A 12,752-nucleotide genomic window follows, 5' to 3' on the forward strand; every position below is an offset into this window, starting at 1 on the left:
CGATGCAGCAAACTCAGATATCTTTCACCAGCCGCAGCGCGTCGTAGATGGCCGCATGGGTGTTGCGCGCAGCCACTGCATCACCAATGCGGAAAAGCGCATACTCCCCGTCCGGATTGGCGTTGAGCGGCTGCGGCCTGCCAAAAATCAGCGCTTCCTGATTGACCGCCCCCAGGTTCTTCGACTTCGGCTTCAGGTCGAAATAGAGCTCGTCCAGGGGAATCGTGCCGTGATTGACGACGATCTGGTCGAAATCGCGCTCTTCGGTGTGCTTCGAATAATCCGTGCCAATGACAGCTGTGAGTCGGTTGCCGGATTTCCGCGCGGCCTTTAACCGGTAGGTGACGGTGAAACGGACGTCCTTGTCCTGAAGCGAGCGCATGTAGGGCACCAGGTTCATCGCCATGACGTCCGGTGCGAAGGACCGGTCCGGCGTCATGATCTCGACGTGAGCGCCGGATTTGGCAATCATTTCCGCCGCCTGCAGGGCGGGATGGTCGCCGGCATCGTCAAAGACCAGAACCTGACGGCCCGGCTTGACGTCACCGGAGAGAATATCCCAGGCAGATACCACCAGTTCATTGCCCTCGCTCAGGACTTCGGTGTGCGGCAAGCCGCCGGTTGCAACGATAACCACGTCCGGATTTTCACCCGTTACATCATTGGCTTCTGCAAAAATATTAAAGCGAAACTTCACATTCCTGGCGAGACACTGGTCCATGCGCCAGTCGATGATGGAGATCATCTCGCGCCGCCGCTCGGACTGGGCCGTCAGCCGCACCTGGCCGCCGGCATGGGGCGCTGCCTCCAGCACCGTGACGTCGTGGCCCCGCTCGGCCGCGACCCTGGCGGCTTCCATACCGGCAGGCCCCGCACCGACGATCACGACCTTTTTTCTGGTTTCCGCTGCCGGGATATCGTGCGGCATGGTCAGCTCGCGCCCCGTCGCGGCGTTGTGTATGCAAAGCGCTTCGCCGCCCTGGTAGATGCGGTCAAGGCAATAGGTGGCGCCAACACAGGGACGGATGTCGCCTTCCCGCTTTTCCATGATCTTCTTGACGATCTGCGGATCGGCCATATGCGCCCGCGTCATGCCGACCATGTCGAGCAGGCCTTCGGCGATTGCGTGCCGCGCTGTCGCGACATCCGGTATCTTGGCGGCATGGAAGGTCGGCAGTCCGATCTCCTTCTTGATCTTGCCGGCAAAATCCAGATGCGGCGCGTTGCGCATGCCCTGGACCGGAATGACGTCGGTGAGGCCCGGGTCGGTGTCGATATGACCGCGGATAACATTGAGGAAGTCGATCTGGCCGGTTGCCTTCAGCCGCCGCGCGATCTCCAGCCCCTCCTCCGCCGTGATGCCGCCGTCCATGTCTTCATCCGCCGTGAAGCGGATGCCGAGAAGGAAGTCGTCGCCGACACGCTTGCGGATGGCATCGATGATTTCCAGCGACAACCGCATGCGGTTTTCCAGCGAGCCGCCATAGGGTCCTTCGAGCGTGTTGGTGAGCGGCGACCAGAACTGATCGATCAGGTGGCCATAGGCTTCGAGCTCGATGCCGTCCATGCCACCGGCCTTCATGCGCTCGGCTGCATCGGCATAGTCCGAGATAATTCGGGCAATATCCCAGTCTTCCACCTGTTTCGGGAATGCCCGGTGGGACGCCTCGCGGGCATGGCTTGCCGTAACCGCCGGGAGCCAGTCGCCCTTGGCCCAATGCGTGCGGCGGCCGAGATGGGTCAGCTGGATCATCACCGCACAGCCGTGCTCGTGACAGGCATCGGTCAAGCGCCGGATCCACGGAACGACTTCGTCCTTGTAGGCCAGGATGTTGTTGAAGACTGGCGGCGAATTGCGCGAGACGGCGGCGGAGCCTGCGGTCATGGTCAGCGCGACACCGGCCTTCGCCCGCGTCTCGTGATAGACGCGGTAACGGTCCTTCGGCATGCCTTCCTCCGGATAGGCGGGCTCGTGCGAGGTGATCATGATCCGGTTTTTCAGCGTCAGGTGTTTCAGCTGATAGGGCTGCAGCAACGGATCCTTCGACATCTCTTCCTCTCCCGTTTTCCGCCGCGTCGCGGATTTCCTCAGGTTTCCTGAAGAGTACGGTTCGGAGGCAGCTGTTGAAAGACCCGAAAGCGACATCTATGTCGTATTTATCGACACATGTGTCAATTTTGATTGCCGATTGGGATTTGCTCTGTTATCGCAACGTCATGAGCGACCCATTGATCGAAAAAACCTCCGGCTGGCGCGGCACGCGCGAGATCTGGATCGAGGCGGCCTACCAGGCGCTGATCGAGCACGGCATCGATGCGGTGAAAGTGATGCCCCTGGCCGACCGGCTTGGCCTCTCACGCACCAGTTTCTATGGTCATTTTTCGGACCGGAAGGATTTGCTCGACGCGCTGATTACACAGTGGCAGGTAAAGAATACCGGCAACCTCGTCAGGCGAACGGAAGCCTATGCGGAGACGGTCACGGAGGCGATCCTGAACCTCTTCGATCTGTGGCTCCTGCCGGACCTGTTTGATTCCCGCCTGGAATTTGCCATGCGCAACTGGGCGCATGCGGATCCGGACCTCACCGGAATGCTGGAGGAAGCCGACCGGGTCCGGGTCGAGGCCTTCAAGGCAATGTTCGAGCGCTTCGGCTATGACCCGGCCTCCGCGGATGTTCGGGCCAACACCATGTATTTGACGCAGATCGGCTATATCTCGATCGTCAAGGACCGTCCGAGCGAGCCGCTTGGGCCCCGCCTGCAGCGCATGCCGCATTATATCGAGATCTTTTCCGGCAAGACGGTCTCGGAAGCGGAATTCACACGGTTCCTGGCGCGGCATCCGCTTTCCGCGTGACCTCTTCCGGATGTGGTCCTATCCTGATCCCTCAAGGATAGATCATGACAGAAGCCACAGGTCTCCACACGCCATCAGACAGCCTGCCTCCAGGCATAGAGGCCGGTTTCTGGCGCCGACAGGCTCCGAATGAACTGCGGCATCTCTTTGCCAACATCACCGGATATGAAGAACGGCAGCCGCAGATCAACCGGCAGGTCGAAACCGCGTCACTGACCATTCCCTTCATCCTGAGCTTCGGCGATCCCTTTGAGATCGGCCTTGGAACCCACCCGACCAAGGACAATGCGGTCCCGAGTTTCCTCGCCGGCCTTAGCAGCGCGCCGGTCTACATCCAGTCGAACGGCCGCGCCCAATGCCTGCAGGTCAATTTCACACCGCTCGGCGCCCGCCAGTTCTTCGGCCTTCCGATGGACCTTCTGTCGGACAGGATGCTCCCGGTCCTCGATGTGGCCGATGATGAAGTCGCCGTCTTCGTTCGCCGGATCGAGGACATGACCTCGTGGACGGCCAGACTAGACCTCGCCATGGCATTCGTTTGCACCCGGCTGAAACGGAATACCGAGGCACTGACCCCGGCCGATCATGTCTTTGCCCGGCTTCTGGAAACCGGCGGCAGGGCGTCCATCTCGGCTCTGGGAGCGGAAATCGGCTGGAGCCGGAAGCATCTTGCGCACAGGTTCCGGCGGGATATCGGCCTCCTGCCGAAAACCGTTGCCCGGCTCATGCGGTTCGGCAGGGTGATCCGGCTTTCCGGCGACGGCAGGAGCGTAAACTGGGCGGATCTGGCCGCCGATTGCGGCTATGCCGACCAGGCGCATCTGATCCGCGATTTTTCAGAATTTTCCGGCAAGTCCCCCTCTGGCTGGCAGGCCAGTCTTGCCAACAATGCTCAACCGGCCTGGTAGAAGGTAACAAATCTTCAATCCCGCGCAGCCGGCAAGCGCTATCCCTTCACCATCAATGGAGGTGACACATGACACAGGAAGCAAGCCGTATTTTTCCCGCCTACCGGTTCGGCAACGCCGAAGCCATGAGAACCTTTCTCAGCGAAGCCTTCGGGTTCGTCGATCACGAGGTACACCGGGACGACCAGGGAAGGATCATCCACGCCGAAATGGCCTTCGGCTCAGCCATCATCATGTTCGGCCAGGCCCGCGACGATGATTTTGCCAAGATCGTTGGCCAGCCGGACGGCCAGTGCGGCAAGGCCATCTATCTTGCGGTGGAAGATACCGATGCTGTCTTTGAACGCGCCAAAGTCGCCGGTGCCGTCATCGTTCAGGGATTGACCGAAAGGGACTACGGCAGCCGCGAGTTCATCTGCCAGGATCCGGAAGGCAATATCTGGAGCATCGGCACCTACTGGCCGAAAGTGGAAACACCTGCCGCGCGCCTTGCGGGTTAGGCTTCCCTGTTCTTGGAAACCCTATCCGGTCGGGCGGTTCTTTCCGTCCGGCTCAGGCGTTCCGGTCCGGTTTCGGCTTTTCTGCTGCCACATAGGTGAGCGGCAGGGCCGTGGTGTTCTTGATCTGCTCCATGGCAAAAGTGGTCGAGACGTCTGAGATGTCGATCTTCGAGATCAGCTTCTTGTAAAAAGCGTCATAGGCCTCGATATCCGGCACGGCGACGCGCAGGAGGTAATCCACCTGCCCTGCCATGCGGTAGAATTCGACGACTTCCGGAAACTCCCGAATGACGTCGGCGAATTTCTTGAGCCAGTCTTCGGAATGCTGGCTTGTGGTAATGGCGACAAAAGCCGTCACCTTGGCATTGACCTTGGCCGGATCCAGCAGGGCGACGCGGCCGGTGATGACCCCGTCTTCTTCCATTTTCTGTATCCGCCGCCAGCAGGGTGTCGTCGACAGGCCGACACGCCGTCCGATTTCGGCGACGGGCACGGTGCAGTCTTCCTGCAGGATGGAGAGAATGCGGCGGTCAATGCGGTCTATCATGGGAAACCATTCCGGCTGCTGCGGCTGACTTCCCTTGCGATGCGAACAGGCCTGTCTTGGGAAATCATTTTAGCTGAGGTGGAAAAGACGTATCTGAGTTTCAATGAGATTGTCAATTCTCGCCGAATTGAGAATTTTTTTCGAACGGGTCGCCGAAGCGGCTTCAGGTGAGCCGCGCCACCTCATGCCGCAGCACCGGCAGCAGCTCGGCCTCGAACCAGAGGTTCTTCTTCAGCCAGGAATTGTTGCGCCAGGAAGGATGCGGCAGCGGCAGCACGATCGGCTTGCCTTCTTGCCTTACCGCGAAATGGCTGCGCCAGTTTGCGACGGTCTCCGTCAGTGATTTCTGCCGCTGGCCCTTGAGGTGATAGGCCTGTGCATACTGGCCGATCACCAGCACCAGTTCGATCCGCGGCATTGCTGCAAAGAGCCGGTCGTGCCAGGCCGCACGGCACTCGGGCCGCGGCGGCAGATCGCCACCCTTTGCATCAAGGCCCGGGAAACAGAACCCCATTGGCACGATGGCGAGTTTGTTTGCGTCGTAAAAGACGTCCTCGCCAATCCCCATCCAGCTTCGAAGCCGGTCGCCCGAAGGGTCCGTAAAGGGCCGGCCGCTTTGATGCACCCTCGTTCCGGGCGCCTGGCCGCACACGCATAACCGGGCTGCCCGGGAGACCTGCAGCACCGGCCGCGGCGCATGCGGCAAAGGTGCCTTCGCCGGCCTATCTGCGCAGATCCGGCAGGCACGCACCTCGGCAACAAGGCTTTCGAGCGTTTCTGAATTCGCCATTTCTGACAATGAGTTGCACCTTGACACAGCCGGTTAACACTTCCCTTACCACGATCCTGAGGACGTTCTTAAGGAATGGTGAGTCACATTGAACAAACACAAAAGAACACAATAACAAAATCAAAATGTCTGGGCGTTCTATGGGTAGCCTCGCGTCAGAAACCGGCGACGACAGATTTGCCATCGACGAGCAGCGTGCGCAGCGCCGCCGCGAAATGGCGCGCTCGGTCAAGGACGTGCGCAGCCGTCTCGGCGCGCCGGAATCCCGGCATACGACCTTCGACCTCGAACGCCAGCACCTTTTCGCCGACACCCGGATCAACGCGGCCTATGCCGTACCGCTGCTGGCTCTTATCGTCGCCGCCATCTCGGTCCTTTGGATCGACCCGCTCTTCATCGGCGGCTGGTTCACCATTACGCTTTGCACCCATTTCCTGATGGTCGTCACCAGCCACTCCTACGAGAAGGCCCCGTCCGACCAGAAAGCCCGGATCTACTGGCGCCGGCGTTTCACCATGGGCGACCTGATCTACGGTGCCAGCTGGGCGCTGTTCTTCCTGATGCCCAAGACCAGCACGGCCGGTGACGGTTTCGTCATCTTTCATTTCGCGACGCTTCTGATCGTCGTCGCCATGAACACCATGCAGTCGGCAACCCTGCCCCGGTGCCTGCTGGCCAGCACCCTGCCAATGACGCTGGTCGTGACGGTCAGCTTCCTGCAGCAGGTCAACCCGATCCACTATACGCTTGCCGCCATGGCCATCGGCGCGCAGGGGTTCTTCCTGATCCTCGGCAACCAGCTCCTGAAAAACGCCAACACCATGCTGGAATACAGGGCCGACAAGGATCACCTGATCGCCGAGCTTGAAACCGCCAATGCCATGTCCGACGAAGCGCGGCGGCGCGCGGAAGCGGCAAACCTTGCCAAATCCCGGTTCCTTGCCACCATGAGCCACGAGTTGCGTACGCCGCTCAACGCCATCCTTGGGTTTTCCGAAATCATGAAGGATGAAGTGCTCGGCAAGATGCACAACAAGAACTATCGCTCCTATGCCGAGGACATTCACGGCTCCGGGCAGCATCTCCTGAACCTCATCAACGAGATCCTGGACCTGTCGCGCATCGAGGCGGGACGGCACGAGCTGCATGAGGAGCCGCTTTTTCTCGATGATGTCGTGGAAGAATGCGGTTCGATGATGAAGGTGCGCGCCAAGGCAAAATCCATTGCGTTGCACCACACCCACGAGCCCGACCTGCCGCGTGTCTGGGCGGACGAACGCGCCCTTCGCCAGGTGGTGCTCAATCTCCTGTCCAACGCGGTGAAATTCACCCCAATCGACGGCGAAGTCCGCATCAAGGTCGGACCGACATCGGACGGCGGTCAGTATGTGTCGATCACGGACACCGGGCCGGGCATTCCGGAAGACGAAATACCGACCGTTCTGGAAGCCTTTGGCCAGGGATCTCACGCCATCAAGACGGCGGAACCCGGTACCGGCCTCGGCCTTTCCATCGTGCAGGCGCTCGTCAACATGCATGACGGCAAATTCGCGCTGAAGTCGAAACTCGGCGAAGGCACGGAAGTGATCGTGACCCTGCCGCGGGCCCGCGTCATGAACTATTCGCCGGACGTGGTCTGGGTGGACCCGGACGGCGAAGAAGCCGATTTCGGCACGGGCGGCATCCGGACCGCTTGAACGCGATCCGGATAAGTCATTTTCCAAGGTTTCCCGAAGTTTCTCAGTCTTCCTTGCCGGATACACCCGCGTCCGCGAAGGTCGCCATGCCCGAATGCATTTCGGCGGCTGCCTTGACGATGCCGGCGGCAAGAGCCGCGCCGGAACCTTCACCGAGGCGCATGCCGAAATCGAACAGCGCATCCTTGCCCATATGATCCAGCACCTTGGCATGTGCCTGTTCGGCGGAGACATGCGCAAAAAGGCAATGGTCAAGCCCGGCCGGGCCCATGGCATAGACTACGGCGGCGGCCGCCGTCGTGACGAAGCCGTCGACGATAACCGGTACGCGCTGAACGCGTGCGGCGATGATGAGCCCGGCCATGGCCGCGATTTCGCGGCCGCCGATCCGGCGCAGGATCTCGAGCGGGTCCTTCTCGCCGTTGAGCCGCGCAACCGCCTTTTGAACCGCCTCCCGCTTGCGGACAAGACCCGCGTCATCGACGCCGGTGCCGCGGCCGATCCAGTCTTCCGCCTTGCCGCCGAAGAGCGCATTGATCACGGCAGCCGCGACAGTGGTGTTGCCGATGCCCATTTCGCCGAGGCAGATGAGGTCGATGCCACCGGCAAGCGCTTCCATGCCGTAGGCCATGGTCGCCGCGCAATTGGCTTCGTCCATGGCGTCTTCCCGGGTGATGCTCGGCGTCGGCATGTCGACGGCAAGATCGAACACCTTCAGACCGATCTCGTTTGCCCGGCACAGCTGATTGATGGCAGCACCACCTGCGGCGAAGTTTTCGACCATCTGGCGGTTGACCGCGCTCGGGAAGGCGGAGACGCCTTCATCCGCAACGCCGTGGGCAGCAGCGAATATCGCGACCATCGGCCGGGTGATCTTGGGCGGCGCCTTGCCAGACCAGGCGGCCAGCCATTCGGCGATTTCCTCCAGCCGTCCGAGAGACCCGGCAGGCTTCGTCAGTTCCGCGTCCCGTGCCTTCACCTTCGCGAGCGCTTCTTCATCCGGCCCGGGCATGGATCTTACCAGGTTGCGGATATCGTCGAAGGGCAGCGCGGTCTCGGACAGGGACATTGTATTGCTTCCGGTGGTTCGGGCCGGTAAACGGCCTCTTGGTCTCGCTCTGGGCCTGATCTATAACGGCGGCCTAAGAAAACTCAAGCGCGGGACCGGCCAAATGAGCTCCGAAACCGACCAAGTGCCTGAATCCGGACCCGAACCGCTTTCTGCAAATTCTCGGGATAAATCCCGGGCCTGGGCAGAGGATCTGGCGCGATTTGCCGCAGACACTGCCGCCTGCGTGCGATTCTTTTCCCGCCTGCCCCTGAAGCCGGTCAATGCCCTGGACGATCCGGCCGCTCCGCCGGATTTCACTCGCATCGCCCGCGCGGCCCCGGTTGCCGGTGTCCTCATTGCGCTGCCGGCCGCCGCGCTCGGGCTGCTGCTTGCCCATACCGCCCTTCCTGGCCTCGCTGTCGCGGCCTTCATCGTTGCCATTGCAGCCGCAACCACCGGCGGACTGCACGAGGATGGCCTTGGCGACGTCGCTGACGGTTTTTTCGGCGGGGCAACCAAGGAAAGGCGGCTGGAAATCATGAAGGACAGCCGCATCGGGGCGTTCGGTGCGCTGGCTCTGGTCCTGTCGATTGCATTGCGCCTTGCCCTGCTTGCCGCCCTCTTCCAGCGTTTCAGCCCGGCGGATGCCGCCCTGCTTTTTCTCTGCAGCGAGGCGCTGAGCCGCGCGCTTATGGTCTGGCAGTGGCACCAGCTGCCTGCCGCGCGTTCGGGCGGCCTTGGCGCGCGCTTCGGCAAGCCGGACCACCAGGCGGTAAACCAGGCCCTGCTTGCCACGCTTCCTTTCCTCGTCCCGGCCATTCTGCTGTTGCCGCTTTCCGGCCTCTTCCTCGGCCTTGTCCCGGCAGTTGGGGCAGCCTATGGCACGGGCAGGATGGCACGGGCAAAGATCGGCGGTGCGACAGGTGATGTCCTTGGCGCGATTCAGCAACTGAGCGCACTTGGCTTTCTGACCGGGATGCTTATGGTGCAATGAGACCCACGCAAGGATTGCAGCAAGCATGACGTTTCCCGCAACTGATCCCGTGCAGATCAGCTCCCATGGCAGGAGCCTTGCTCGCGGCCTTGGTGCCGCAGTACTGCTTTTCACATTGTCAGTCCTTTCCGCTTGCGGCGGACGTCCTGACGCGGGTGTGCTGACGCTGAACCTCGATCCTGCACCCGATGCCAGGGTCAGCGATATTCTGATTGTCACGACCCGTGAACGGGACGAACGCCCAGGCACCTATTTCAGCGGCGAACGGGCGGGCTCGATAAACTATGCCGAAGCCTCCATTTCAGTTCCCCCGTCTCACAAACCCGGTGAAGTCGAATGGCCGGGCAGCGCGCCCGGCAACCCGGAAACCGACTTCGTCGCCCGCAAGGCCGGCTACATCGCCGACAAGGCTGCCTTCCGTCAGGCCGTCAACTCCCGGCTCGCCGCGCTGCCACCCGCAAAGCGCGATATCATCCTCTTCATCCACGGGTACAACACGCGCTTTCCGGAGGGCCTGTATCGTTTCACCCAGATCGTGCACGATTCCGAGTTTCCCGGGGTTCCCGTACTTTTCACCTGGGCGTCGCGCGGCAATCTCCAGGACTATGTCTACGATCTCAACAGCGCTGCCGTCGCCAGAGGCGCCCTGGAAGAAACGATTGTCGAACTGGCGAAGACCAAGGCCAGGAACATCACCATTCTTGCCCATTCCATGGGGAACTGGCTGTTGATGGAAACGGCCGTTCAGGCCAGCCCGGAAAACCGGCGCCTGATCGCGACACGCTCCGCAAACATCGTTCTTGCGGCCCCCGATATCGACATCGATGTCTTCAAGGCCCAGTTGAAAAAGGTCGGACGACCGTCGCGACCCTTTACGGTGATCGTTTCCCGAGACGATCGGGCGCTCAGCCTCTCCCGCAGGATTGCCGGTGGCAAGGAACGGGTCGGCGCCTATTCCAATGACGAGGAACTTGCGCAGCTCGGTGCAATTGTCGTCGATGTCACCGACCTCGAAGCGCAGGATAGTGCGCATCACTCGAAATTCGCCCAACTTGCACAGATCCAGCCTGAATTGCGCAAGGCACTTGGCCAATCGGCGCGTGCCTCGCATGCGGATCAGAACAGGGGTCAAAATCTCGGCGACGATCTGGGCAGTTTCGTTGGTTCCACCGCCCAGGCTGCTGTCACCCTGCCAATCCGGGTGATCACCGCCCCGTTCACATTTGCCGGCGGAGGTCTTTGATTTGGCGAAAAGCTGCGGAAAACCGGCACAATCCGTCTTGGCAAAGCCACAATCAACGGCCATATGCGATTTATGAAATCGCCCTGTATCAACATCTGTCAGATCGACCAGGAGAGCGGGCTGTGCACCGGCTGCCTGCGCACCTTGGACGAAATCGCCTGCTGGTCGAGCTATACCGAACAGAAGCGTAACGAGATCCTGGCCAGTCTCAGCCAGCGCCGCCAACCGGATGCTTCGGCCGGAGCGCGGTAATGGGCAATCCAAGACAGTATCGTGGCCTGATAGTGGTCATTCTCGTTGCCGTCATGGCCGGGGCCGCATTTTATGCCTTTTTCGGCGACCCCACGGACCCGGCCAACATCAATTTCGACGACAGCGGCCCGCGGATTGTCGCCCTCTCCGCGCTCGCCTTCGTGTTCCTTGCGAGTTTCCTCTTCGGTCAGCCGAAGGTTCGCGACATCCTTCAGGGCACGCTCTTCTGGGGCGGCCTCCTGGCGCTGCTCGTTATCGGATATACCTACCGCGCCGACCTGGTGCAGGGCGGCTATAGAGTTCTTGGAGCCCTGTCGCCGGGCCTTGCGGTGACCCAGCAGGACGGGTCAATCCTGATCGTGCGCGATATCAGCGGGCATTTCGTGCTGGACGGCCGCGTCAACGACGCCCCAACCCAGTTTTTGCTCGATACGGGCGCCAGCGCGGTCGTGCTGACCTTCGAGGACGCGCGCCGCGCGGGCTTCCGGGAAGACGACCTGACCTTTTCCGTCCCCGTCTCGACCGCAAACGGCCGCACGCTCGTTGCACCGGTCAAGATCGACACGATCACAATCGGCGATCACACCTTGCGCAACATCCGCGGCTTTGTCGGCCGCGATGGTACCCTGGAGGCCAGCCTGTTCGGCCTTTCCGCACTCGACCGCCTGCAAGGCTGGCGGATTGAGGGCGACAGGCTGATCATCTCACCCTGAGGGCCATGGTCTTCCTGAACTTTCCCGCACCTTCTTCCTCATCCTGAGGAGGACCGTCAGGTCCGTCTCGAAGGATTGGCGAATTAATCCCAATTGCGTGGCCCATCCTTCGAAGTGCCGCTGACGCGGTTCTTCTGGATGTGGTGGAAAAGGGGCGCCAATGTACCATGACCGCATTGCTCGAAGTCGAAGACTTATTCGGCTGCCGCGAGATCCGCTCCGGACGGGCTGACGGCAGCAAGCGCCTTTTCGACGACTTCCAGCCCTGCCCCCGGCTTGATTGCTTCCACGGTCAGAATACGCCGCCAGGAACGCGCACCCGGGCGTCCGTGAAACAGCCCCAGCATGTGCCGTGTCATGTGCGCGAGTTTCACGCCCTTGGATAGACGGTCTTCCAGATAGGGGCGATAGGCCTTGACCGCTTCCCAGGGAGAGATATCCGGCCCCTCTTCGCCGTAGAGACGGCGGTCGACGCTGCTCAAGACTTCCGGTGTGTGGTAGGCGGCGCGGCCGAACATCAGACCGTCGAGTGTGTCGAGGTAAGGTTCGGCCTGATCGAGATCCTGCAGGCCTCCATTGAGGCCAATGAACTGCTCCGGCAGGCGCTGCTTCAACCGCACCACCCGGTCATAGTCGAGCGGAGGGATATCGCGGTTTTCCTTGGGGCTGAGGCCCTTGAGCCAGGCCTTGCGCGCATGCACCCAGAGGGCGTCGCTGCCGGCTGCAAAGACGGCGTCCGCCATGGCGTCGAGTGCCACTTCCGGATCCTGCTCATCCACACCGATGCGGCATTTGACGGTCACGGGAATGTCGACGGCCTTCTTCATCGCCTCGACACAGGCGGCCACCAGCGCCGGCTCTTCCATCAGGCAGGCACCGAAGCGGCCGGACTGAACCCGGTCCGACGGACAGCCGACATTGATGTTGACCTCGTCATAGCCGAAATCCGCGACAATCCTTGCCGCTTCGGCCATGTCCCTCGGATCGGACCCGCCAAGCTGACAGGCAATCGGGTGTTCTATATCGGAAAAGCCGAGCAGGTGCTCCCGGTCACCGTGGATCACCGCACCGGTCGTCACCATCTCCGTATAAAGCAGCCCGTGCCGCGTCAACTGCCGGTGAAAAGCCCGGCAGTGGCGGTCGGTCCACTCCATCATGGGAGCGATAGCGAATTTGTGGGACGGGTATTGCGTCATGT

The 12,752-nt window shown here is 61.3% G+C and carries 13 protein-coding genes; 8 read left to right on the forward strand and 5 right to left on the reverse strand.

Features of this window, described 5'->3' with window-relative positions:
• Window positions 1–13: 13 nt before the first annotated feature.
• A complete protein-coding gene (locus ACX3M4_RS05435) occupies window positions 14–2,050 on the reverse strand; it encodes an oxidoreductase (protein ID WP_459357571.1) in 2,037 nt (678 codons plus the stop codon).
• Between the two features lie 179 nt (window positions 2,051–2,229).
• Here ACX3M4_RS05435 and ACX3M4_RS05440 point away from each other — a divergent pair, with 179 nt between their 5' ends.
• The 3 genes from ACX3M4_RS05440 (at window position 2,230) to ACX3M4_RS05450 (ending at window position 4,267) form a co-directional block, all read left to right on the forward strand.
• Entirely contained in the window at window positions 2,230–2,859 is a 630-nt protein-coding gene (locus ACX3M4_RS05440) for a TetR/AcrR family transcriptional regulator (RefSeq protein ID WP_459357572.1), read from the forward strand.
• A gap of 44 nt (window positions 2,860–2,903) precedes the next feature.
• Window positions 2,904–3,767 carry a helix-turn-helix domain-containing protein gene (locus tag ACX3M4_RS05445; protein ID WP_459357573.1) on the forward strand — a complete coding sequence of 288 codons (864 nt, stop codon included), beginning with the start codon at window positions 2,904–2,906 and terminating at the stop codon, window positions 3,765–3,767.
• Window positions 3,768–3,835: 68 nt separating this feature from the next.
• On the forward strand, window positions 3,836–4,267 hold the full coding sequence (locus ACX3M4_RS05450) for a VOC family protein (RefSeq protein ID WP_459357574.1): 432 nt from the start codon (window positions 3,836–3,838) through the stop codon (window positions 4,265–4,267).
• A 52-nt stretch (window positions 4,268–4,319) separates the two neighbouring features.
• Here the strand turns inward: ACX3M4_RS05450 and ACX3M4_RS05455 are convergent, their stop codons facing one another.
• Together ACX3M4_RS05455 and ACX3M4_RS05460 are read right to left on the reverse strand one after the other, a co-directional pair.
• Window positions 4,320–4,811 carry an Lrp/AsnC family transcriptional regulator gene (locus ACX3M4_RS05455; protein ID WP_459359372.1) on the reverse strand — a complete coding sequence of 164 codons (492 nt, stop codon included), beginning with the start codon at window positions 4,809–4,811 and terminating at the stop codon, window positions 4,320–4,322.
• Between the two features lie 166 nt (window positions 4,812–4,977).
• The gene (locus tag ACX3M4_RS05460) at window positions 4,978–5,604 is read right to left on the reverse strand and encodes a uracil-DNA glycosylase family protein (RefSeq protein ID WP_459357575.1); all 627 of its coding nucleotides are present in this window, start codon (window positions 5,602–5,604) and stop codon (window positions 4,978–4,980) included.
• Between the two features lie 140 nt (window positions 5,605–5,744).
• On the opposite strand from ACX3M4_RS05460, the gene ACX3M4_RS05465 reads away from it, so the two are divergent.
• Window positions 5,745–7,301 carry a sensor histidine kinase gene (locus ACX3M4_RS05465; protein ID WP_459359373.1) on the forward strand — a complete coding sequence of 519 codons (1,557 nt, stop codon included), beginning with the start codon at window positions 5,745–5,747 and terminating at the stop codon, window positions 7,299–7,301.
• A 43-nt stretch (window positions 7,302–7,344) separates the two neighbouring features.
• On the opposite strand, the gene cobT is transcribed toward ACX3M4_RS05465, so the two are convergent.
• Window positions 7,345–8,370: a nicotinate-nucleotide--dimethylbenzimidazole phosphoribosyltransferase gene (gene cobT, locus ACX3M4_RS05470; RefSeq protein ID WP_459357576.1), complete on the reverse strand. Its 1,026-nt coding sequence runs from the start codon at window positions 8,368–8,370 to the stop codon at window positions 7,345–7,347.
• A gap of 103 nt (window positions 8,371–8,473) precedes the next feature.
• Here cobT and ACX3M4_RS05475 point away from each other — a divergent pair, with 103 nt between their 5' ends.
• The 4 genes from ACX3M4_RS05475 to ACX3M4_RS05490 all read left to right on the forward strand — a co-directional run bounded on the left by ACX3M4_RS05475 (window position 8,474) and on the right by ACX3M4_RS05490 (window position 11,554).
• Window positions 8,474–9,346: an adenosylcobinamide-GDP ribazoletransferase gene (locus ACX3M4_RS05475; RefSeq protein WP_459357577.1), complete on the forward strand. Its 873-nt coding sequence runs from the start codon at window positions 8,474–8,476 to the stop codon at window positions 9,344–9,346.
• A gap of 25 nt (window positions 9,347–9,371) precedes the next feature.
• Window positions 9,372–10,589 carry an alpha/beta hydrolase gene (locus ACX3M4_RS05480; protein ID WP_459357578.1) on the forward strand — a complete coding sequence of 406 codons (1,218 nt, stop codon included), beginning with the start codon at window positions 9,372–9,374 and terminating at the stop codon, window positions 10,587–10,589.
• A 63-nt stretch (window positions 10,590–10,652) separates the two neighbouring features.
• Window positions 10,653–10,841: a DUF1289 domain-containing protein gene (locus ACX3M4_RS05485; RefSeq protein WP_459357579.1), complete on the forward strand. Its 189-nt coding sequence runs from the start codon at window positions 10,653–10,655 to the stop codon at window positions 10,839–10,841.
• Window positions 10,841–11,554, forward strand: a complete 714-nt coding sequence (locus ACX3M4_RS05490; RefSeq protein WP_459357580.1) for a retropepsin-like aspartic protease family protein — start codon at window positions 10,841–10,843, stop codon at window positions 11,552–11,554. The genes ACX3M4_RS05485 and ACX3M4_RS05490 overlap by 1 nt, the downstream gene beginning before the upstream one ends.
• Window positions 11,555–11,748: 194 nt before the next feature.
• On the opposite strand, the gene dusA is transcribed toward ACX3M4_RS05490, so the two are convergent.
• Entirely contained in the window at window positions 11,749–12,750 is a 1,002-nt protein-coding gene (gene dusA / locus ACX3M4_RS05495) for a tRNA dihydrouridine(20/20a) synthase DusA (RefSeq protein ID WP_459357581.1), read from the reverse strand.
• Between the last annotated feature and the right edge of the window lie 2 nt (window positions 12,751–12,752).

The organism is Roseibium sp. M-1 (assembly GCF_054515675.1).

What these genes read in the sequence shown, in the direction of transcription:
- ACX3M4_RS05435 (WP_459357571.1), bottom strand. Translation starts at nt 2,050, where the DNA reads ATGTCGAAGGATCCGTTGCTGCAGCCCTATCAGCTGAAACACCTGACG.
- ACX3M4_RS05445 (WP_459357573.1), top strand. Translation starts at nt 2,904, where the DNA reads ATGACAGAAGCCACAGGTCTCCACACGCCATCAGACAGCCTGCCTCCA.
- ACX3M4_RS05450 (WP_459357574.1), top strand. Translation starts at nt 3,836, where the DNA reads ATGACACAGGAAGCAAGCCGTATTTTTCCCGCCTACCGGTTCGGCAAC.
- ACX3M4_RS05460 (WP_459357575.1), bottom strand. Translation starts at nt 5,604, where the DNA reads ATGGCGAATTCAGAAACGCTCGAAAGCCTTGTTGCCGAGGTGCGTGCC.
- ACX3M4_RS05465 (WP_459359373.1), top strand. Translation starts at nt 5,745, where the DNA reads ATGGGTAGCCTCGCGTCAGAAACCGGCGACGACAGATTTGCCATCGAC.
- cobT (WP_459357576.1), bottom strand. Translation starts at nt 8,370, where the DNA reads ATGTCCCTGTCCGAGACCGCGCTGCCCTTCGACGATATCCGCAACCTG.
- ACX3M4_RS05475 (WP_459357577.1), top strand. Translation starts at nt 8,474, where the DNA reads ATGAGCTCCGAAACCGACCAAGTGCCTGAATCCGGACCCGAACCGCTT.
- ACX3M4_RS05480 (WP_459357578.1), top strand. Translation starts at nt 9,372, where the DNA reads ATGACGTTTCCCGCAACTGATCCCGTGCAGATCAGCTCCCATGGCAGG.
- ACX3M4_RS05485 (WP_459357579.1), top strand. Translation starts at nt 10,653, where the DNA reads ATGCGATTTATGAAATCGCCCTGTATCAACATCTGTCAGATCGACCAG.
- ACX3M4_RS05490 (WP_459357580.1), top strand. Translation starts at nt 10,841, where the DNA reads ATGGGCAATCCAAGACAGTATCGTGGCCTGATAGTGGTCATTCTCGTT.
- dusA (WP_459357581.1), bottom strand. Translation starts at nt 12,750, where the DNA reads ATGACGCAATACCCGTCCCACAAATTCGCTATCGCTCCCATGATGGAG.